Raw genomic sequence first — 19,724 nt, 5'->3', positions numbered from 1 at the left:
GAGAAGGAGACCCCCGTGCGGATCGCGCAGCTGACCTACTCCACGAAGCCCCGCGGCGGCGTGGTGCATACGCTCGCCCTGGCCGAGGCGCTGGCCCGTCGCGGGCACGAGGTGACCGTCTGGACCCTCGGCCGCGGCGGCGACGACGCCTTCTTCCGCGCGGTCGACCCCGCGGTCGAGGTGCGGGTCGTGCCGTTCGCGGCGCGGGAGGACGAGAGCGTGGGCGACCGGATCGTCCGCTCGCTCGATGCGCTGGCGCTCGCGCTCGGGGCGGACGGCGGCGGGTGGGACGTCGTGCACGCGCAGGACTGCATCTCGGCCAACGCCGCCCTCGACGCGGGCGCCGCCGGGCCGGGAGGGCTGCTGCGGACCGTGCACCACCTGGACGCGTTCACGACGCCGGCGCTCATCGCGTGCCACGAGCGCGCGATCACCGGGCCGGCCGGGCTGCTCGCGGTGTCGCGGGCGGTGGCGGACGAGATCGCGGACGGCTGGGGGCGGGTGCCGACGGTGATCCCGAACGGGGTCGACGCCGCCCGGTTCGCGGCCGCGGCCGGCGGCGACGTGGCGGGGGAGTGGCGGGCCGGGCTCGGCCGCTACGTGCTCGCGCTCGGCGGCATCGAGCCGCGGAAGGGCAGCATCGACCTGCTGGAGGCCTTCGCGGGACTGGCGCCGGGAGCGGCCCTCGTCTTCGGCGGCGGCGAGACGCTCTTCGACTACCGGGGCTATCGCGAGGAGTTCGAGCGCCGGGCCGCCGAGCTGGGCGTCGTACCGGTCGTGCTCGGCACGGTGCCGGAGGAGCGGCTGGCCGGGCTCGTCGCCGGCGCGGCGGTCCTCGGCTTCGTCTCGACCAAGGAGGGCTTCGGCCTGGCCGCGATGGAGGCGCTCGCCGCGGGGGTTCCGGTCGTCGCGCGCGACCTGCCGGTGCTGCGCGAGGTCTTCGGCGGGACGGTGGCGTACGGGAGCGACGTGGCGGGGATCCGGGGCGCGCTCGCCGCGGCGCTCGCGGGGGAGGCGGGGGACGCGGCGCCCGGGCGGGCGCTCGCGTTCTCGCACTCCTGGGACGACGTGGCCGCGAGTCACGAGGCGCTGTACCGGCGGCACGCGGACGGCGCCTGATGCGGCGGTCGTTCTCGCGCTGCTTCTCGGCGCTGGCCGAGCAGGACCCCGAGCGCGTCGTGGTCGTCGCGGACGACGCGACGCTCACCGCCGGCGCTCTGGACCGGGCCTCGAACCGGCTCGCGCGCGCCTACGCGGCGCGGGGCGTCACTCCGGACTCGCTCGTCGCGGTCTCGCTGCCGAACAGCGCCGAGCTGGTGGTGGCCTGCGCCGCGATCTGGAAGGCGGGGGCGACGCCGCAGCCGCTCTCGCGCGGACTCTCGGCGCGGGAGCTCGCCGAGGTGGGCGCGCTCGGCCGGCCCTCGCTCGCCGTCGGGGTGGAGCTGGCGGGCGTGCCGTCCGTGCCCGCGGGCTTCGTGCCCGACCAGGCGCTCGCGGACGACGCGCTGCCGGATCTGCACGCGACGTCCTGGAAGGCGCCCGCCTCCTCCGGCAGCACCGGGCGGCCGAAGATCGTGCTCGCCGCGGCGCCCGCGCTGATGGATCCGACGCAGCCGGTCGCGGCTTTCCTGCCGCGGGAGGGGGTGCAGCTGGTCGCCGGGCCGCTCACCCACTCCGCGACCTTCACCTACGCCTTCCGCGGGCTGCTGACCGGGCAGCGCCTGGTGGTGCTGCCGCGCTTCGACGAGGCGCGGGTGCTCGCGGCGATCGCCGAGCACCGGGTGACCTGGGCGCTGCTGGTGCCGACGACGATCCACCGGCTGCTGCGCGCCCCGGGGCGCCGGGAGGCGGACGTCTCGTCGCTGGAGACCGTGCTGCACCTGGGCTCGCCGTGCCCGCCCGCGGACAAGCGGGCGCTGATCGAATGGCTCGGCGCGGAGCGGGTCGTCGAGGTCTACGCGGGCAGCGAGTCGAACGGGCTGACGATGATCCGCGGCGACGAGTGGCTCGCGCGGCCGGGCAGCGTCGGCCGGCCGATCGGCGGGACGGAGCTGCGGATCCTGCGGCCGGACGGGACGGAGTGCGCGCCCGGCGAGCCCGGGCTCGTGCAGATGCGCCGCGGCGCGCCGACCTACCGCTACCTGGGCGGGGAGTCCAAGCGGACGGACGACGGCTGGGACACCCTCGGAGACCTCGGCTCCGTCGACGCCGACGGGTACCTCACCGTGCTCGACCGGGCGGACGACCTGATCCTGCGCGGCGGCGTGAGCATCTACCCGGCCGAGATCGAGCGGGTGCTGGAGGAGCACCCGGCGGTGCGCGGCGCGGTCGCCTTCGGCGTCGCGGACGCGGAGCTCGGGCAGGCGGTCGAGGCGGCGGTCGACATCGCGGACAGCGCCGTGACGGCGTCGGAGCTGCTCGCCTTCGCGCGCGAGCACCTCGGCTCGCGGACGCCGCGGGCCCTGCGGCTGCGGCGCTCGCCGCTGCGCGACGACGCGGGCAAGGTGCGGCGCGGGGCGCTCGCGGGCGACTGAGCGGGCGAGAGGGACGCGGCGGCGCCCCTCCTCGTGCTGGTCGAGGAGCCCGCAGGGCCTTCATGCTGGTCGAGTAGCCCCGCAGGGGCGTATCGAGACCCGGCGTCTTCAGAAGGGCGGGTCGACGTGCCTCGCGGTCCTCTGCGATGGTCTCGTAACGATCGTCGCCGGTTTCGGATCGCCCTGGACGGGGAAGAGGAGGAGTGCCCCTTCCCCCGGAACCGCCGCGCGCGGCTCCGCCCCACCGAGAGGAACCCCGCCGTGGTCGCCATCGCCCCGCTCCGAGACCGCTTCGAGGGAGTCGAGAGGATCGCCGTCCTGCGTGGCGGCGGACTCGGCGACCTGCTGTTCGCGCTGCCCGCCGTCGACGCGCTCGCCGCCGCGTACCCGGGCGCCGAGATCGTGCTGCTCGGCACTCCGGCGCACCGCGTCCTGCTCGAGGGCGTCGAGTCGCCGGTGAGCGGCGTCGAGATCCTGCCGGTGGCGCAGGGCGTCCGCGACGGCGAGGGCGAGGACCCGCGGGTCGTCGAGGACTTCGCCGAGCGGATGCGCGCGCGGCGCTTCGATCTCGCGGTGCAGCTGCACGGCGGCGGCCGCTACTCCAACCCGTTCCTGCAGCGGCTCGGCGCGCGGCACACGATCGGCTCGCGCACCGACGACGCGGCCGAGCTGGAGCGCACGATCCCCTACGTCTACTACCAGCACGAGATGCTGCGCGCGCTCGAGATCGTCGGGCTCGCGGGAGCGGCGGCGGTGCGGCTCGAGCCGTCGCTGCAGGTCGACCCGGAGCGCCGCGACCGGCTCGCGGCCGCCCTGCCCGCCGGCGGACCGCTGGTGCTGATCCACCCGGGCGCGACCGACACGCGGCGCCGCTGGAGCCCGGCGAACTTCGCCGAGGTCGCTCGCGCGCTGCTCGCCGACGGGGCGCGCGTGCTCGTCGTGGGCGACGCCTCCGATGCGCCCGCGGCCGACGCGATCGTCGCGGCCGCCCCCGGCGCGGTGTCCTGGGCGGACGCCGTCGAGCTGCCGGACCTCGCTCCGCTGCTCTCGCTCGCGGACCTCGTGCTCGGCAACGACAGCGGTCCCCGGCACCTCGCGGCGGCGGTCGGCGCCCCGACGGTCGGCGTCTTCTGGGTCGGCAACGCGATCAATGCCCAGCCGCTCGGCCGCCAGCGGCACCGCCTCCAGCTCAGCTGGACCACGCGCTGCCCGGTCTGCGGCGTCGACGTCACCCAGGTCGGCTGGACCGCCGAGCGCTGCGAGCACGAGCTGTCCTTCGTCGACGACGTCCCCGTCGCCCGTGTCCTCGAGGACGTCCGCGGAGTCCTCGCCGCCACCCGCTGACCCCGCCGTCCCCCCTGCTCGCCCCCTCCCCAACCGCGAGATGCCACTTATGAGCGGCGACGACGGCGTGTCGCGCTCATAAGTGGCATCTCGCGGGGGCCCGACCGGGGCGTCAGCGGGTCAGGGCCAGGACGGCTCCTCCTCGTGGGTGATGACGAGCTCGCGGACCTCGCAGCCGCGCGGCTGGCCGAGGACGAACATGACGGCGTTCGCCACGTTCTCCGGGTCGTTCAGCAGGGCGTCGGGGCCCGGCTTGTACTGGGCGTCGCGGTCGTCGAAGAAGCGCGTCTTCATGCCGGAGGGGATCAGCGTGGTGACGCCGATCTCGCCCTTGGTCTCGGCCGCGAGCGCGCGGGTGAAGCCGAGCACGCCGAACTTCGACGCGCAGTAGGCGGTCGCGTCCGAGACGGCCTTGATCGCGAGCGAGGACGCGACGGTGACGACGCGGCCGTGGGTCTCGGTGAGGAAGGGCAGCGCCGCGCGGACGACGGCCGCGGTGCCGAGCAGGTTGACCGAGATCACCCGCTCCCACTCCTCCGGCTCGACGTCGACGAGGCGGCCGCAGCGGTCGATGCCGGCCGCGGTGACGACGGCGTCGAGGCCGCCGTGCTCGCGGGCGATCTCGACGACGGCCTTCTCTGCCTCGCGGGTCTTGGCGACGTCCACCTGGTAGGCGGCGACGCCCTCCTGCACGTTCGACACGTCGCGGTCGAGGACGATCGGCGTGCCGCCCGCGGCCGTCACGGCGGCGGCGACGGCGGCTCCGAGTCCGGAGGCGCCTCCGGTGATCAGGACGCGGCCGATGGGGGTGGGGGTGGTGGTCATGGGTGTCCCTTCCAGGATCCTCGTCGTCGGCGGGGCCGACGTGGTGGGGCGGCGGTCGGCGGGGCCGGCCGGGTGGTGGTCGGCCGGAGCCGACAGCGGTCAGCCGACGCGCGCGAGCGCGGCGGCGAGATGGGTGGTGGAGCGGCCCGCGTGGTACGGCACCGTCAGGACGCGGCCGCCCCACTCGGCGACCGTCGCGGTCTCGGGCAGCGATTCGGCGGAGTAGTCGCCGCCCTTCACCCAGACGTCCGGGCGGATGCGGCGCAGCGCCTCGTCGGGCGTGTCCTCGCCGAAGACGAGCACCGCGTCGACGCACTCGAGCGCGAGCAGCAGGTCGACCCGGTCGTCCTCGGGGATGATCGGCCGGGCCGGTCCCTTGAGGCGGCGGACGGAGTCGTCCGAGTTCAGGCAGACGATCAGGCAGTCGCCCAGCGCCCGGGCGGCCGAGAGGGTGCGGGCGTGACCGGCGTGCAGCAGATCGAAGCAGCCTCCGGTCGCGACCACGGTGCCGCCGGCGCCGCGGACGGCCTCAGCGACGCGCAGGGCGTCGACCCCCGACGCCCCGTGCAGGGCGGCAGTGTCCGCGGGTGCGGCGAGCGAGGCGACGCCGCCCGCGAGGAGGTACGCGCCGGCCGCGGCGACGGCCGCGCCGACCGCCTCGGACGGGGTCGCCCCGCCGGCCAGCGCGACGGCGGCGGACGCGGCGAAGCGGTCACCCGCTCCGCACGGGTCGGTCGGCGGCACCGGGGCGGCCGGGTGCACCACCGGGACGCCGGCGCCGCGGGAGCGCACCAGAGCGCCGCCGGAGCCCATCGTCACGGCGACGGCGCCGCAGCCCCAGCGCTCGAGCAGCGTCGTCGCGGCGGTCTCGGCGAGGGTGACGCCGCGGCCGGAGGCGCCGGAGAAGCCGGTCGCCTCGCCGAGGTTCGGGGTCGCCAGCGTGGTCCCGGCGACGGGCGCCGTGCCGCGCGGGTGCGGGTCCCAGACCAGCGGCACGGTGAGGGCGTCGAGGGCGGCGCGGAGCGAGGCGTCCTCGGTGAGCCGGCGGCCGTAGTCCGCGACGACCACCGCGTCGACCTCGCCGAGCACGGCGAGCATCTCCTCGGTCACGCTCGGCACCGGCGGGCGCTCGCAGCCGCGGTCGAAGCGGACGACCGCCTGACCGGAGGCGGCGACGCGCGTCTTCACGGGCGTCGGTGCTCCGGAGGCTCCGGCGACGACGCGGACGCCGTCGAGGGCACTGCGCAGCTCGGCCGCGTCGGAATCGGCGGACCCGGAACCGTCGCCGTCCGCCAGCGCCGTCACCAGCACGACGTCGTGCCCGTCGCGCGCGAGCATCCGCGCCACGAGCCCGGCCCCGCCGGCGCGCACGCCGCGGGTCGACACGTCGACCACGGGAACGGGCGCGTCGGGGCTCAGCCGCTCGGCCGGCCCGGAGAGATCGACGTCGAGCATCACGTCGCCGACCACGGCGATCCGCAGGCGGCTCACGCGGCCGCCCCCGTCCGCGCGCGGATCCGGTGCTCGAACGCCCGGCAGAGCGCGTGCACCAGCACGAGCTGCGCCTCCTGCACGTTCGAGCCGTGGCCCTCGAGCGCGATCGACTCGTCGCAGGCCTCGGTCAGCGGGTTCGGCCCGTCGCCGGTGAGCGCCCAGGAGCGGGCGCCGGCTGCGCGGGCCGCCTCGGCCGCGTGCAGCAGGTTGGCGCTGCGACCGCTGGTCGAGAGCAGCACGACGACGTCGCCGGCGCGCGCATGCGCGGTGACCTGGCGGGCGAAGACGTGGTCGAAGCCGTAGTCGTTGCCGATCGCGGTGAGGCTCGAGGTCTCGGAGTGCAGCGAGATCGCGGAGAAGGGGATGCGGTCGCCGTCGAAGCGCCCGACCAGCTCCGCGGTGAGGTGCTGCGCCTCCGCCGCCGAGCCGCCGTTGCCGGCCGCCAGCAGCCGTGCGCCGGAGTGCAGGCGATCGGCCAGCTCGACGCCCCAGGCGACGATGCGGTCGGAGTGCCGCTCCAGCTGCGCGACGACGTCGAGCGAGCGGGCGATGTGGTCGTCGACGAGGCGCCGCGCGGCGTCCGTCGGGGTGTCCAGAACGGTGTCGATGCTCATCGTCGCGGGGCCGCCTTCCGGGGGGTGGTGGAGAGGGAGGTGCGGACGGCGCCGGTCATGGCGGCACCGCCGTCGCCGAGTCCGGCGAGGGTGGTCAGGTAGGCGCGCTCGGTGTCCGCGGCGACGCGGTCCCAGGAGTAGCGGGACTCGACGCGGGCGCGGCCGGCGGCCCCGTAGGCGCGGGCGCGCTCGGGGTCGGCGATCAGCGCGGCGAGGGCCTCGGCGAGGGCCTCGGGGTCGCGCGGCGGCACGTGCACGCCGGTGACGTCCTCGACGACCGTGTCGATCAGCCCGCCGACGGAGGAGGCGACCACGGGCACGCCGCAGGCCATCGCCTCGAGCGGGGTGATGCCGAACGGCTCGTACCAGGGCGCGCAGATCACGATGTCGGCGGAGCGGAGCATCGCCGGCATCTCCGTCTGCGAGAGCTGGCCGGCGAAGACGACGCGGTCGGCGACTCCGAGGCCCTCGGCGACGCCGTGCAGGCGCTGGTACTCGGGGTCCGCGGCGAGCGCGTCGCCCGAGCCGGAGCCGCCGACGATCACCAGCTCGGCGTCGCAGCCGTCGGCGACCAGGCGGGCGAGCGCCTCGATCGCGTGGCCCATGCCCTTGCGCGGCACGAGCCGGCCGATGCTCATCAGCCGGATCCGGCCCGTGCGCTCGGCGACGGGGCCGTCGGGCGTGAAGCGCTCGAGGTCCACGCCGCAGGGCACCACCGAGATGCTCGAGGTCGGCACGCCGAGCCCCTTGAGCTCGAAGGCCTCGTCGGAGCAGGTGGCGACGACGCCGTCCGCCCGCTGGCCGACGCCGGGCTCGAGCCAGGCGCGCTCCTCGGGGCTGGTGTCCAGCGCGCCCTGCTGGCGGCGCTTCACCACGCCGAGCGCGTGGAAGGTGTGGAAGACGGGCACGCGGCGCCCGGTGGCCCGCTCGGCCCGCTCGGAGGCGTCGAGCGCGGCGACCCCGGACATCCAGAAGTGGCTGTGCACCAGGTCGGGCCGGGAGTCGAGCCAGTCGCTCGCGAGGTCGACGGCGAAGTCGCCCATGAACGGCAGCAGCTCGTCCTTGGACACCTTGCTCGCCGGTCCCGCGTCGATGTGCACGACCTCGACCCCGGAGGTGAAGGGCACGCGGCGGGGGAGCGAGGCGTCGTCGCGCCGGGTGTAGACGGTGACGCGGTGGCCGCGGCGGGCGAGCGCCTCGGCGAGTGCCGCGACGTGCACGTTCTGGCCGCCGGCGTCGACGCCGCCGAGCGTGGCCAGCGGACTGGCGTGCTCGGAGACCATCGCGATCGAGAGGGGTCGGCTGGTGCTCATCGGGTGCTCCCTTCGCGGGTTCCGGCGGTGGAGAGGGTGCGCGGGGCGGCGGCGAGGTCGCCGAGCACCTCGTCCCAGTCGCGGTGGAACCGGCTCAGGCTGTAGCGCGCGAGCGCGGCCTCGCGGGCGACGGCGCCGGCGAGGGCGGCCCGCTCCGGGTCCTCCATCAGCGCGCGGGCGGCGGCGGCGAGCGCGTCGAGGTCGTTGGAGATCGCGCCGGCCTCCGGCGGCACCGCGCGGCCGGCCTCGGTCGTCTCGAGGGCGACGACCGGCATCCCGAGGTGCATCGCCTCGAGCAGGGCGAGGCCGAGCGAGGTCCAGCGGAACGGGTGCAGGTAGATCCGGCGCCGGGCGAGCTCGGCGTGCATCGCGCCGGTCTTCACGTCCCCCAGCACGTCGAGCCGGTCGGCGGGCAGCCCGGGCGTCCCGACGAGTCCCTCGGTCTTCATTCCGAAGACGTCGAGCGGGGCGACCGCGGCGAAGCGCGGCAGCAGGTCGGTGCCGGTCACGCGCTGCCGGCGCACCGGCTCGTTGATGACGACGCCGAAGCGCGCGAGCTCGCCCGTGTAGAGGGGACCGGGATCGTTGATCCCGTGCTCGATCACCGTGGTGCGGGTCGATCCCGTGTCCCACATCAGCGCGTTGAAGTGCGTGACGTGCACGAGGAGCAGGTCGTCGCGGTCGGCGAGCGGGTGCCGGTTGTCGGGCACGTCGCCGCGGGGGGTGTTGTGCTCGACGTAGACCGCCGGGACGTCGCGGCCGAGCCGCCGGCCGAGGAGGCGCTCCGCCTCGGCGAGCTCGTCGGGACGCTGCAGGAGGACGACGTCGACGTCGGCGTCGCGCAGCTCCTCCGGGGCGATCTCGACGGTGCTCGGCCAGTCGCGGCCGCCGGTGCCGAGGCCCCAGCCGTCGCGGGCGGGGGTGGTGGGGAGCAGGTACTCGTGGTCGCCGCGGACGAACGCGTCCGCCCAGCCGCCGTGCACGTGCCAGAGCAGGATCCTCATGCGATCGCCTCCGTCGGGGTCGTCGTGGATGTCGTCGAGTCGCGGCGCGGGAGCGCGCGGAGCCGGTGGACGGCGGCGACCGCCTCCTCGGCGCTCACCCCCGCGAGGCAGGGGTGGCCGGGGACGGGGCAGACGCGCGCCCGCGAGCCGGCGCAGGGCGCGTGCTGGTCGCCGAGCAGCTCGACCGGGACGCCGTAGGGCGCCCAGCGGATCGCCGGGACGACGGGGGCGAACAGGCTCACCACGGGAGTGCCGACCGCCGCCGCGAGGTGCGCGGGCCCGGTGTTGCCGCTGATGACGACCTCGGCGCGGGCGAGCACCTCGGCCGCGCCGGCGAAGTCGGTGGCCCCGCCGAGGTCGATGCCGCGGCTGCCCGCGACCAGCGCCGTGAGCGCCCGCTCGCCGGGACCGCCGGTGACCGCGACTGCGAGGCCGGCGTCGGCGAGCAGCTCGACGGCGCGCGCCGCGTTCTCGGCCGGCCAGGCGCGCGCGGGCACGGCGGCCCCGGGGTGCACCACGACGTACGGTCCGACGCCCTCGAGCGCGGCGGGCAGGACGCCGACGCGGTCCACCCGGAGCAGTCCGTCGTCGCCTTCGGGCAGTGGGAAGCCCGCGGCCGCCGCGATGGCGAGCGCGCGCTCCGGCTCCGGCTGGTCCTCCTCGAGCGTCTCGCCCGGGACCAGCCGCACGTCGAGCAGTGCGCCGGCGAAGTCGACGGAGGCGCCGGAGATCCGCGCGACGCCGGCCAGGCGCAGCAGCAGCGCCAGCGGCAGCGGCGACTGGTGGAAGGAGGTGAGGATCACGGCCTCGTCCGGAGCGAACTCCTCGACGATGCCCCGCAGCTCCGCCACCAGGGCGGCGTCCACGGGCGTCGAGGCGTCGCCGATCCACGGGCAGGACCAGGTGCGCACCTGCGCGGGCCCCGGCAGCAGCGCCGCGGCGGGCGCCCCCTGCGGACCGGCGAGCAGCAGCACCTCGGCGTCGGCCGCGATCGCCCGGACGGCGGGTCCGCACAGCAGCACGTCGCCCGCGCTGTCCAGGCGGGCGACCAGCACGCGGCGGGTCACTCGGCGTCCTCGTCCGGCTGCATCGCGAGCAGCAGCTCGACCGCCTCGAGGAGCGTCGCTGCGCGCAGCGGTGCGGCGGCCACCTCCTCGGCGCGGGTGATCGGGGTCGGCACCAGCACGCCGCGGGCGCCGGCCGCGGCCGCCGCACCGACGTCGGCGCCGATGTCGCCGATCACCGCGAGGGAGTCGGCGGGCAGGCCGAGGGCCTCGGCCGCGGCGAGCACCATGCCCGGTGCGGGCTTCCGGCAGTCGCAGCCGTCCTCCGGGCCGTGCGGGCACAGCTGCCAGGAGTCGAAGCCGCCGAACAGCTCGTCGACCCGGCGGTTCACCGCGTCGGCCTGCGCGCGATCGATGATCCCGCGGGCGATGCCCGACTGGTTCGTCACGACGCCGAGGGCGAGTCCCGCCTCGCGGGCCCGCTCGACCGCATCCAGCGCGGTGGGCATCGGCTCGACCCGCGACGGGTCGCCGTTGTAGGGCACGTCGACCACGAGCGTCGCGTCGCGGTCGAAGAGGATTCCGCGCAGGCGCACGGCGCGCGGAGGGGCGGCGTCCTCCGCGGTGCGGTGCGCCGAGCCCGGCTGGATCGAGTCGTTCACCTCTCCCTCGTACCCCCCTGCTCGGGGTTCCAAACGCGGGGGAGGAGAAGTCGTCCGCTCGGGCGCGTCGGGCCGGCCGCCGCCCGTGCCCGCCCGGCCGTTGAGCGACTCACCGCGGATCCGCGCGTCTGAGCCGGCCGGAGCGGGGTACGGGACCTCCGACAGGAAGGAGGCGCCGTGCGCGCTCTCACCGCCCCGGACGGAACCCCGGAGATCCTCGCGCTGCGAGCCCTCAAGCTCGGCGACATCCTCGTGGCCGTCCCCGCGCTCAAGGCGCTGCGCCGCGGCTTCCCCGAGCACCGGCTGATCCTCGCGACCACGCCGTGGCTCGAGCCGATCGTCGACCTGATCGACGGCCTCGACGCCCTCGTGCCGACCCTGCGCGGCCTGGACGATCCGCTGCCGGTCGCCCCCGGCCGCATCGATCTCGCCGTCAACCTGCACGGCAACGGCCCGGAGTCGCGCGACGCCCTGATCGCGCTCGAGCCCCGGCGCCGCCTGGAGTTCCGGGTGCCCGCCCTCGACCCCGACGCGAGCCACGACGATCCGCGCCCGCTCTGGCTCGACGGCGAGCTGGAGCGCGCCCGCTGGGCCCGCCTGGTCAACTCGATCGGCCTGGACGCCGACCCGGAGGACGTCGGCATCGCCGTTCCCGAGGTGCCCGCCCCGGTCGCCGGCGCCGCGATCGTGCACATCGGCGCCTTCTACGGCTCGCGCGAGTGGCCGGAGGAGCGCTTCGCCGAGGTCGCGCGCTCGCTCGCCCGCCAGGGCCGCCGCGTCGTCTACACCGGAGGCGCGAACGAGGCCGACCGCGCCCGCCGGGTCGCCGAGCTGGCCGGCACCGGCGAGGTGCTCGCCGGCGCGATCGACCTGGCCGAGTTCGCCGCGGTCGTCGCCGCGGCCGAGGTCCTCGTCACCGTCGACACCGGCGCCGCGCACCTCGCGTCGGCCTACAGCATCCCGTCCGTGGTGATCTTCGGACCGGCGCCGCCCGAGGCCTGGGGCCCTCCGGTCAGCGGCCCGCACATCGTGCTGACCGACGCGTCGCTGCGCCGCGGCGACGTCTTCTCCTCCGAGCCCGATCCGGCGCTGCTGGCGGTGCAGACCGGGCACGTCCTCGACGCGCTCGCCGCCCTGCCCTCGCGCGCCGACGTGCACCTCAGGCGGTCCGCAGCCGAGCCGCAGGGTGGACGGGCGTGACGACGGCGACCGACGCGACGCGGGTCCGCGCCTTCGGCTGATGGCCGCGGGAGGGGGCGCCGAGGCGGTCGGCGAGCTGGGCGAGGATCCGGCGCTGCAGGCGCGAGACCTGCATCTGCGTCGTGCCGAGCGCGTCGGCGATCTGCTGCTGCGTCATCTCCTCGACGAAGCGCATCCGGAGCAGCTCGCGCTGGCCGTTCTCGAGCTCGGCGAGCGCCTCGGCCAGGCCGTGCCGACGGTCGATCGCCGCGAGGTCCTCGTCCTCCCCGCCGAGCGTCTCGCCCAGCCGCACGCCGGTCTCGCCGACCGTCTCGTCGAGGGACAGCGGGTGCCCGGCGGCGCGCGCGTCGGCGACGTCGGCCGCCTCGACCCCGAGCCGGCGGGCGATCTCCCGGTCGCTCGGGTGGCGCCCGAGCTCCTGCGCGAGCTCGTCGGCGACCACGGCCGAGCGGCGGTGCAGCTCCTGCACCCCGCGGGGCGGGCGGATCATCCAGCCGAGGTCCCGCAGGTGCCGCTTCAGCTCGCCGGTGATCGTGGGCACGGCGAAGGCGGCGAAGCTGTCGCCCCGCTCCGGAGTGAAGCGCCGCGCGGCCTTGACCAGCCCCACGTACGCCACCTGGCGCAGGTCCGCGCGGTCGCCGCCGCCGCGGGACACCCGGTTCGCCATCGCCTCGGCCAGCCCGAGGTGGTCCAGCACGATGCGCTCGCGGATCCGCGCGCCCTCCACGTCGTCGGCGGTGGCCGCCGCCTGGAAGAGCGACAGCGTGCGCGCGTCCTTCTCCTCCCGCGGCGAGGCCGGCTCGTCCCGGGACTCGCCGGGCAGCTCGCGGGTCGCGTCGACCCCGTCGCGGGGCGCGACGGATCGCGGTCGGGGCGTCGTCGACCGCTCGTCCTGCGAGTCGAGCGCGGGGGCGAGCGCGGGGGCGAGCGCTGAGAGGGCGGTGTCGAGAACGACCGTGCTCATCGGGACCCCTTTCCGGGCATGCTCGCGCGTCCGGAGCGGCAGGGAGCGACACGCTCGTCGTCGAGCGGCCCCGGGGAGAAGCAGTAGCCACAGGCCACCACTGCTCCTCCCGTACGAGAAGTCCGTTGACGCGGACCACTGCTTCGCGCTAAGAGCTCCGCGCGCCACCCTCGCCCGCCCGCGACTCCACCCCCGGCACGTCGATCCGCCCCGGCTCGCAGCTCCCCCTCCGGCACGCGAGATCGCGCGTCCCTGGCGAGCCCAGCCGTTCCCGCGTGCCGAACACCGCCACCGACCCCCTCCGGCTCGCGACGTCACCCCCGGCTCGCGAAAGCACCTCCGGCTCGTGGACTCGCCCGTTTTCGGCGAGCCGATCCCGTTTCCGCGTGCCGAACGTCGTCGCCTGCCACCTGCGGCTCGCGAAGTCACCTCCGGCTCGCGGAATCACCTCCGGCTCGTGGAATCGTCCGTTTTCGGCGAGCCGAGCCCGTTTCCGCGTGCCGAACGTCGCCGCTCGCCACCTTCGGCTCGTGAAGTCACCTCCGGCTCGTGGAATCGCCCGTTTTCGGCGAGCCGGGCCTGTTTCCGCGTGCCGGACCTCGCTGCCTGCCACCTCCGGCTCGTGGAATCACCTCCGGCTCGCGGAATCACCCGATTCCGGCGAGCCCAACCCGTTCCCGCGTGCCGAAGCCGCCGGCACCCGCCCCACCCCGCACCCCCGCCGGCCCCCCGTGTCCAGTCCGCCGCCCCGCACCGCCCCCGCCGCTAGAATCGCCCCGTATGTCTGAGCTCACCCCGCCCTCCGATCGCGCCCACGACGCGCACCCGTTCACGACCGCGACCGGGAGCGACGTCCGCGTCCGCTTCTGCCCGTCCCCGACCGGGACGCCGCACGTCGGCCTCATCCGCACCGCCCTGTTCAACTGGGCCTACGCGCGGCACACCGGAGGCACCTTCGTCTTCCGCATCGAGGACACCGACGCGGCCCGCGACAGCGAGGAGAGCTACGAGCAGCTCATCGACGCGCTCCGCTGGCTCAAGCTCGACTGGGACGAGGGCGTCGGCGTCGGCGGCCCGCACGGCCCGTACCGCCAGTCCGAGCGCAGCGACGTCTACACGGACGTCATCCAGCGCCTGCTCGCCTCCGGCCACCTCTACGAGAGCTACTCCAACGCCGAGGAGATCGACGCGCGCAACGAGGCCGCCGGCCGCGCCAAGCAGCACGGCTACGACAACCACGACCGCGACCTCACCGAGGAGCAGCGCGCCGCCTTCCGCGCCGAGGGCCGCAGCCCGGCGCTGCGCCTCCGCGTCCCCGACGCCGACCTCTCCTTCGACGACCTCGTCCGCGGCCCGATCACCTTCCCGGCCGGCTCCTTCAGCGACTTCGTCGTCGTCCGCCCCAACGGCCAGCCGCTCTACACGCTGGTGAACCCGGTCGACGACGCGCTCATGCAGATCACCCACGTCCTCCGCGGCGAGGACATCCTGCCCTCCACCGCACGCCAGATCGCGCTGTACCACGCGCTGATCGACATCGGAGTGACGACGTTCGTCCCGCGCTTCGGCCACCTCCCGTACGTGATGGGCGAGGGCAACAAGAAGCTCTCCAAGCGCGACCCGTCCGCGAACCTCTTCCACCACCGCGACCGCGGCTTCATCCCCGAGGGCCTGGTCAACTACCTCGCCCTGCTCGGCTGGTCGCTCACCCACGACCGCGACGTCTTCTCGATCGACGAGATGATCGCCGCCTTCGACGTCGCCGACGTGAACCCCAACCCGGCTCGCTTCGACCTCAAGAAGGCCGAGTCGATCAACGGCGACCACATCCGCCTTCTCGCGGTCGACGACTTCACCGAGCGGACGATCCCCTACCTGATCGCGGACGGCGTCCTCGCGGGCGAGCCGACCGCCGACCAGCGCGCCGTCCTCGACGCCGCCGCCCCGCTCGTCCAGGAGCGCATCGGCCTCCTCGGCGAGGCGCCCGGCATGCTCGGCTTCCTCTTCACCACCGCCGACGCCCTCTCCTACGACGAGGACGCGCTGAAGGGCCTGCCCGCGAACGCCGGCGAGGTCCTCGCCGCGTCGATCGGCGCCCTCGAGCTCGTGCCCGAGGGGGAGTGGCTGACCGCCGCGATCCAGGAGGCGCTCGCCGGAGCGCTGATCGAGAACCTGGGCCTCAAGCCCCGCATCGCCTACGGACCGCTGCGCACCGCGATCTCGGGCCGCCGCGTCTCGCCGCCGCTGTTCGAGTCGATGGAGATCCTCGGCAAGTCCGAGTCGATCGCCCGCCTCGCCCGACTCGCCGACACCCGGAGCTGATCGTGGCGGAGGTGCAGGGCGGCCACTACGACGTCGTCATCATCGGCGCCGGGCCCGCGGGGCTCTCGGCGGGGCTCAACCTCGTCCGCGCCCGGCGCAGCGTGCTGCTGCTCGACAGCAACCGGCCGCGGAACGCCGCGACCCTGCACTCGCACGGCTTCCTCACCCGCGACGGCGTCTCGCCGCTCGAGCTGCGCCGCCTCGGCCGCGTCGAGCTCGAGCAGTACGAGGAGGCCGAGGTGCACAACGCCATGGTCACCGCCGTCGAGCGCTCCGGCGGCGAGTTCGTCGTCACCGCGAAGGGCGTCCGCGGCTCCGCCGACCGCTCCGTGCTCGCGACCGCGGTCGTCGTCGCCGGCGGCCTGTCCGAGCGCCTGCCGACGCTCCCGAGCCTCCGCGCCTACTACGGCACCGCGGTGCACAGCTGCATGGAGTGCGACGGCTACGAGAAGGCCGGCGAGCCCCTCGCGCTGATCGGCGAGACCGCCGACCTGGCCGAGCGCGCCATGCTGCTCTCGCAGTGGTCGACCGACCTCATCGTCTTCACCAACGGGGTCGGCGTGGTCAGCGACACCGACGAGTCGCTGCTGAACTCGATCGGCATCCGCATCGAGCGCCGACCCGTCGCCGACCTCGTGGGGGAGCGCGCCGTGATGACGGGCGTCGCCCTCGCCGACGGCGACGTGATCCCGCGCACCGGCGCCTTCGTCCGCCCGGTCTGGGTGCCCGTCCTCGACTACCTCGACCCGGCCGGCCCCGAGGTCGACCCCGACGGCTTCCTTCGCGTCGACGCGGGCGGCCGCACCTCGGTGCCCGGGCTGTACGCCGCCGGCGAGGTCACCGCGCCCGGACCGCAGCAGCTGATCGTCGCCGCCGGCTCCGGCGCGCAGGTCGCCTCGGCGATCAACCGCGACCTCGTCCGCGCCCGTCTCGGCGAGGCCGCGCCCGAGTCGGAGGCCCCCGCCGTGCACGATCGGGGCGCCGATTTGAGCGGCGTGCGTCCGTAGGGTACTGTCGTCTCTCGGCGCCGAGTTCTACTCCGGCCGCCGCCTGGTCCCGGGATCACCTCCGGATGACCATTGGGGTATGGTGTAATTGGCAACACGGCTGATTCTGGTTCAGTTGTTCTTGGTTCGAGTCCAGGTACCCCAGCACTGAAGTCCTCGCGGGAGTCGCACGGCGACGTCGCCGCTGAGATCCCCTCGCGCAGAGCCCGACCACGCATGGTGCTGTCGTCCGCCGGCCGCGCTGAGACCGAGGTCTCCTCGCTGTCCCGCTCGTCGTGCTCCACCGTCGCCGGATCACCCCGATCCGCCGCCGCCGCGCGTCCCGCGCCCGGCCGTCGCATCCCCCGCCCGGCCGAGGCCCCAGCGGCCCGGACATGCCACGATGAAGCGGTACATCGCTCAGAAGCCCGCTGCCCGCGGGCTCCGAGAAGGGGGTCCCTCGTCCATGCAATCTGATCTGCTCTGGATCGTCGGTGCCGGCATCGTCGTCGGCGTCGTGCTGCTGCTCGCCATCATCGGCTTCTTCATCTTCCGGGCCTGGTACCAGGTCCCGCAGGCCGACGAGGCCATCGTCATCGTCGGAAAGAAGCAGAAGAGCGACGACGGTCTGACGTCGAACATGACCGTCATCACCGGCGGCGGCGCCTTCGTCAACAAGCTGACCCAGCGCTCCGACCGCATCTCGCTGCGGTCGCGGCAGATCAAGATGGAGCCGGTCGCGCAGACCAAGAACGGCGTGACCATCCACCTCGCGGGCGTCGCCCTCGTCAAGATCGGCTCGACGCCCGATCAGGTGCGCGCCGCCGCCGAGCGGTTCGCCTCGCAGGACCAGTCGATCGACGTCTTCACGACCGAGCAGCTCGAGGGCGCGCTGCGCGGCGTCGTCGCGAAGCTCAGCGTCGAGGAGGTCATGCAGGACCGCCAGAAGCTCGGCGACGAGATCGCCGAGGGCATCAAGGGCGACCTTCTCGCCCAGGGCCTCGTGCTCGACTCCTTCGCCATCCAGGGCGTCACCGACCGCAACGGCTACATCGAGGCGCTCGGCGCGCAGGAGATCGAGCGCGTCCGCCGCGAGGCCGACGTCGCCCGGATCAACGCGGCCCGCGAGGTCAAGGCCCGCCAGCTGGCCACCGACGAGGCGAACCTGATCGAGCAGACCGCCTTCGACAAGAACACCGCCGCCTCGAAGTCCGAGGTCGGCCGGGCCAACGCCGAGGCCGAGCAGGCCGAGAACCTGGCCCGCGCCGAGCGCGAGCAGGCCGTTCTCGTCCAGCGCGCCGAGAACCGGCAGGCCGAGCTCGACGCCGACGTCAAGCGCGTGGCCGACGCCGAGAAGTACCGCCGCCAGACCGAGGCCGACGCCGACGCCTACGGCCGCGAGAAGAAGGCCTCGACGGACCGCCAGGTGGCGCAGCAGGTCTCCGACGCCGAGGCCTACGCCGTCCAGCGCCAGGCCGAGGCCCGTCAGGCATCGGCCGCGGCCGAGGCTGCGGCCCTGAGTGCACGCGCCGAGGCGGAGGCCCACGCTCTCCGTGCCAAGGCCGGCGCCGAGGCGGAGGCCCTGCGTGCGAACGCAGCAGCCGAGGCCGAGGCCATCCGGGCCAAGGGCGAGGCGAGCGCGGCCGCGATCCAGGCCGAGGCGGAGGCGCTCCGCGAGAACCAGGAGGCGATCCTGGGCCGCGAGCTCATCGGCCAGCTCCCCGCCCTCATGGCGGAGTTCGCCAAGGGCTACCAGAACGTCGGCACCGTCACCCTGATCGGCGGCGACACCGCCGGCACCCACATCGCCCGGGAGCAGGCGGCGAGCCTCGCGGCCACGTTCGACAGCGTCAAGTCCGCGACCGGCGTCGACCTCGGCGCGATCCTGCAGGGCCAGGCCTTCGGCCGCGGCATGGCGTCGACCACCGCCGAGCCGGCCGCGTCGACCGGTGACCCCACCGCCGTCCCCTCGACGAGCTGACGTCTCGGGGGCCGCCCGCCTGCGTCGCGGGCGGCCCCGGGACGGACCCGGGTCCGGGCGGCCGGAGGAGTCCGGCTCGGCAGGCCGTCCTCCGGTTCCAGCGGCGCCGCTTCTCCTCCTGCCGGAGGATCCTCGCCGGGCGCTCCGCTTCCTAGGCTGGTCGGATGTTCGCAGGACTCGCCGGCTGGCACCTCATCATCATCCTCGGCGTCCTGTCGCCGGTCCTCGTCGCCGCGATCGGCGTGCCCGTCGCCCTCGCGCAGGGCCGCGCCCGCCGCGACGCCGGGCTGGTGACGGATCCGCGCGTCAACACCCTCTCGATCGTCGCCTTCGTGGCCGCCTTCGTCATCGGCCTCGTCGGGCTGATCCTCGGGCACGTCGCCCGCGCGCAGATCCGCCGCACCGGCGAGGCCGGCTGGGGCTTCGCCACCTTCGCGCTCGTCCTCGGCTACTGGTCCACGGCCCTCGCCGTGCTCGCGGGCGTCTCCCTGCTGGTCTCCGCCCTCGCCTGACCGGCGCTCCCGCGTCCCGCCCCGCCCCCGCAGACCAGCCGATCCGTCACCGACGGCTGCCCCACCGCCCCGCAGGCGACCCTTCGCGCCGGATCGACGCCTCCCCTCGCGCAGCGAGCACGCCGAGGCCGATCCGTCCACTCCCCGCGCGCTCCGCGACCCGGACGTACGCTGGCCCGATGAGGCAGGGGCGGACGCGCGGACCGGGCGCCGCGGCCCTGGTGCTGACCACCGTGCTCCTGCTCACCGGCTGCAGCGGCGACTCCTTCCGCGCCGACTTCGCGAGGACCTTCGGCAGCGACGAGGCCGTCGCCGACCTCGAGCTCTCGGCCGTCGAGGACATGCCGTTCACCGGCGGCGTGAGCGCCGAGATCGTCGCCCGCGAGGACCTCGCCGACGCCGACCTGACGGCCCTCGCCGGCCGCCTGAGCTCCTTCGCCTCGACGCGCCCCGCCGGCGACGTCCGGATCCTCCTGGACGCCCGCGACCTCACCCTCCCCGTCTCCGGCGACGCCGACCTCACCTCCGGCCGGATCGCCGCCGCCCTCGCCCTCCGCGACGACCCGCGGATCACCGCCCTCGCCCTCGCCGCCGACGACAGCGAGGACCGCATCAGCGGGCTGAGCCTCTTCCTGGCGGACGGCGCGACCGCCGCCGACGCCTTCGCGCTCGCTAGGAGCGCCCCCGCCCTCCTCCCGGACACCCCCGCACCGCACGTCAGCGTCCAGAGCGCCGACCGCGCACTCCTCGTCAGCGGCACCCCGGGCCCGTGGCTCGACGACGCGGACCGCCTCTGGACCGCGATCTCCGCCGCCGTCCCCGCGACCGGCGTCCGAGCGGACCCCGAGCACCTCGACGTGACCCTCGCGAGCGCCGCCGACCTCCCGGCGGCGACGAGCGCGGCGGCCTCCGTCCCCGCCGGCGCCTTCACCGTCGCCTTCTCCACCCCCTGACGCGAGGTCCCG

At 75.4% G+C, this 19,724-nt stretch carries 17 protein-coding genes and 1 tRNA gene; 10 read left to right on the top strand and 8 right to left on the bottom strand.

The genetic code is table 11. The features are described from left to right. The first annotated feature begins 15 nt into the window (after window positions 1-15). The 3 genes from HQQ82_RS15845 (at window position 16) to HQQ82_RS15835 (ending at window position 3,878) form a co-directional block, all read left to right on the top strand. Window positions 16-1,119, top strand: coding sequence for an MSMEG_0565 family glycosyltransferase (locus HQQ82_RS15845; RefSeq protein WP_173234917.1), 1,104 nt, complete (start codon window positions 16-18; stop codon window positions 1,117-1,119). Then, the gene (locus HQQ82_RS15840; protein ID WP_173234915.1) at window positions 1,119-2,534 is read left to right on the top strand and encodes an AMP-binding protein; all 1,416 of its coding nucleotides are present in this window, start codon (window positions 1,119-1,121) and stop codon (window positions 2,532-2,534) included. The genes HQQ82_RS15845 and HQQ82_RS15840 overlap by 1 nt, the downstream gene beginning before the upstream one ends. A gap of 261 nt (window positions 2,535-2,795) precedes the next feature. Continuing rightward, window positions 2,796-3,878 (top strand): glycosyltransferase family 9 protein, encoded by a 1,083-nt coding sequence (locus HQQ82_RS15835; RefSeq protein WP_173234913.1) that lies wholly within the window; start codon window positions 2,796-2,798, stop codon window positions 3,876-3,878. A 120-nt stretch (window positions 3,879-3,998) separates the two neighbouring features. Here HQQ82_RS15835 and HQQ82_RS15830 read toward each other — a convergent pair whose 3' ends face one another. The 7 genes from HQQ82_RS15830 to HQQ82_RS15800 form a co-directional block, all read right to left on the bottom strand. Continuing rightward, a complete protein-coding gene (locus HQQ82_RS15830) occupies window positions 3,999-4,703 on the bottom strand; it encodes an SDR family oxidoreductase (protein WP_123733999.1) in 705 nt (234 codons plus the stop codon). 99 nt (window positions 4,704-4,802) lie between these two features. Further along, a complete protein-coding gene (locus HQQ82_RS15825; protein ID WP_173235279.1) occupies window positions 4,803-6,185 on the bottom strand; it encodes a PfkB family carbohydrate kinase in 1,383 nt (460 codons plus the stop codon). A 5-nt stretch (window positions 6,186-6,190) separates the two neighbouring features. Further along, entirely contained in the window at window positions 6,191-6,811 is a 621-nt protein-coding gene (locus tag HQQ82_RS15820) for an SIS domain-containing protein (protein ID WP_173234911.1), read from the bottom strand. Then, window positions 6,808-8,124, bottom strand: a complete 1,317-nt coding sequence (locus HQQ82_RS15815) for a glycosyltransferase (RefSeq protein ID WP_216848676.1) — start codon at window positions 8,122-8,124, stop codon at window positions 6,808-6,810. The genes HQQ82_RS15820 and HQQ82_RS15815 overlap by 4 nt, the downstream gene beginning before the upstream one ends. After that, window positions 8,121-9,128, bottom strand: a complete 1,008-nt coding sequence (locus tag HQQ82_RS15810) for a glycosyltransferase (protein WP_173234908.1) — start codon at window positions 9,126-9,128, stop codon at window positions 8,121-8,123. The genes HQQ82_RS15815 and HQQ82_RS15810 overlap by 4 nt, the downstream gene beginning before the upstream one ends. Then, on the bottom strand, window positions 9,125-10,195 hold the full coding sequence (locus HQQ82_RS15805) for a glycosyltransferase family 9 protein (protein ID WP_367947974.1): 1,071 nt from the start codon (window positions 10,193-10,195) through the stop codon (window positions 9,125-9,127). The genes HQQ82_RS15810 and HQQ82_RS15805 overlap by 4 nt, the downstream gene beginning before the upstream one ends. Then, the gene (locus HQQ82_RS15800) at window positions 10,192-10,794 is read right to left on the bottom strand and encodes an HAD family hydrolase (RefSeq protein ID WP_367947973.1); all 603 of its coding nucleotides are present in this window, start codon (window positions 10,792-10,794) and stop codon (window positions 10,192-10,194) included. The genes HQQ82_RS15805 and HQQ82_RS15800 overlap by 4 nt, the downstream gene beginning before the upstream one ends. 177 nt (window positions 10,795-10,971) lie before the next feature. Between HQQ82_RS15800 and HQQ82_RS15795 the strand changes: the two genes are divergently transcribed. Further along, entirely contained in the window at window positions 10,972-11,994 is a 1,023-nt protein-coding gene (locus HQQ82_RS15795; protein WP_173234906.1) for a glycosyltransferase family 9 protein, read from the top strand. Here HQQ82_RS15795 and HQQ82_RS15790 read toward each other — a convergent pair. Further along, a complete protein-coding gene (locus HQQ82_RS15790) occupies window positions 11,954-12,958 on the bottom strand; it encodes a sigma-70 family RNA polymerase sigma factor (RefSeq protein WP_173234905.1) in 1,005 nt (334 codons plus the stop codon). The two genes, HQQ82_RS15795 and HQQ82_RS15790, sit on opposite strands and share 41 nt — an antisense overlap. Before the next feature lie 780 nt (window positions 12,959-13,738). On the opposite strand from HQQ82_RS15790, the gene gltX reads away from it, so the two are divergent. The 6 genes from gltX (at window position 13,739) to HQQ82_RS15760 (ending at window position 19,712) form a co-directional block, all read left to right on the top strand. Then, window positions 13,739-15,280 (top strand): glutamate--tRNA ligase, encoded by a 1,542-nt coding sequence (gltX, locus tag HQQ82_RS15785; RefSeq protein WP_173234903.1) that lies wholly within the window; start codon window positions 13,739-13,741, stop codon window positions 15,278-15,280. Between the two features lie 2 nt (window positions 15,281-15,282). Beyond that, window positions 15,283-16,287, top strand: a complete 1,005-nt coding sequence (locus HQQ82_RS15780; RefSeq protein ID WP_367947972.1) for an NAD(P)/FAD-dependent oxidoreductase — start codon at window positions 15,283-15,285, stop codon at window positions 16,285-16,287. 73 nt (window positions 16,288-16,360) lie between these two features. Beyond that, window positions 16,361-16,432, top strand: a tRNA-Gln gene (locus HQQ82_RS15775). A 300-nt stretch (window positions 16,433-16,732) separates the two neighbouring features. Then, on the top strand, window positions 16,733-18,247 hold the full coding sequence (locus HQQ82_RS15770) for an SPFH domain-containing protein (RefSeq protein ID WP_173234901.1): 1,515 nt from the start codon (window positions 16,733-16,735) through the stop codon (window positions 18,245-18,247). A 164-nt stretch (window positions 18,248-18,411) separates the two neighbouring features. Next, window positions 18,412-18,759, top strand: coding sequence for a DUF4190 domain-containing protein (locus tag HQQ82_RS15765; protein WP_173234899.1), 348 nt, complete (start codon window positions 18,412-18,414; stop codon window positions 18,757-18,759). A 179-nt stretch (window positions 18,760-18,938) separates the two neighbouring features. Beyond that, window positions 18,939-19,712 (top strand): hypothetical protein, encoded by a 774-nt coding sequence (locus tag HQQ82_RS15760; RefSeq protein WP_173234897.1) that lies wholly within the window; start codon window positions 18,939-18,941, stop codon window positions 19,710-19,712. Window positions 19,713-19,724: the final 12 nt, after the last annotated feature.

Origin of the sequence: Rathayibacter sp. VKM Ac-2856 (genome assembly GCF_013205055.1) — a bacterium.
GTDB lineage: Bacteria > Actinomycetota > Actinomycetes > Actinomycetales > Microbacteriaceae > Rathayibacter.
This window is presented reverse-complemented; position numbering and strand designations above follow the sequence as displayed.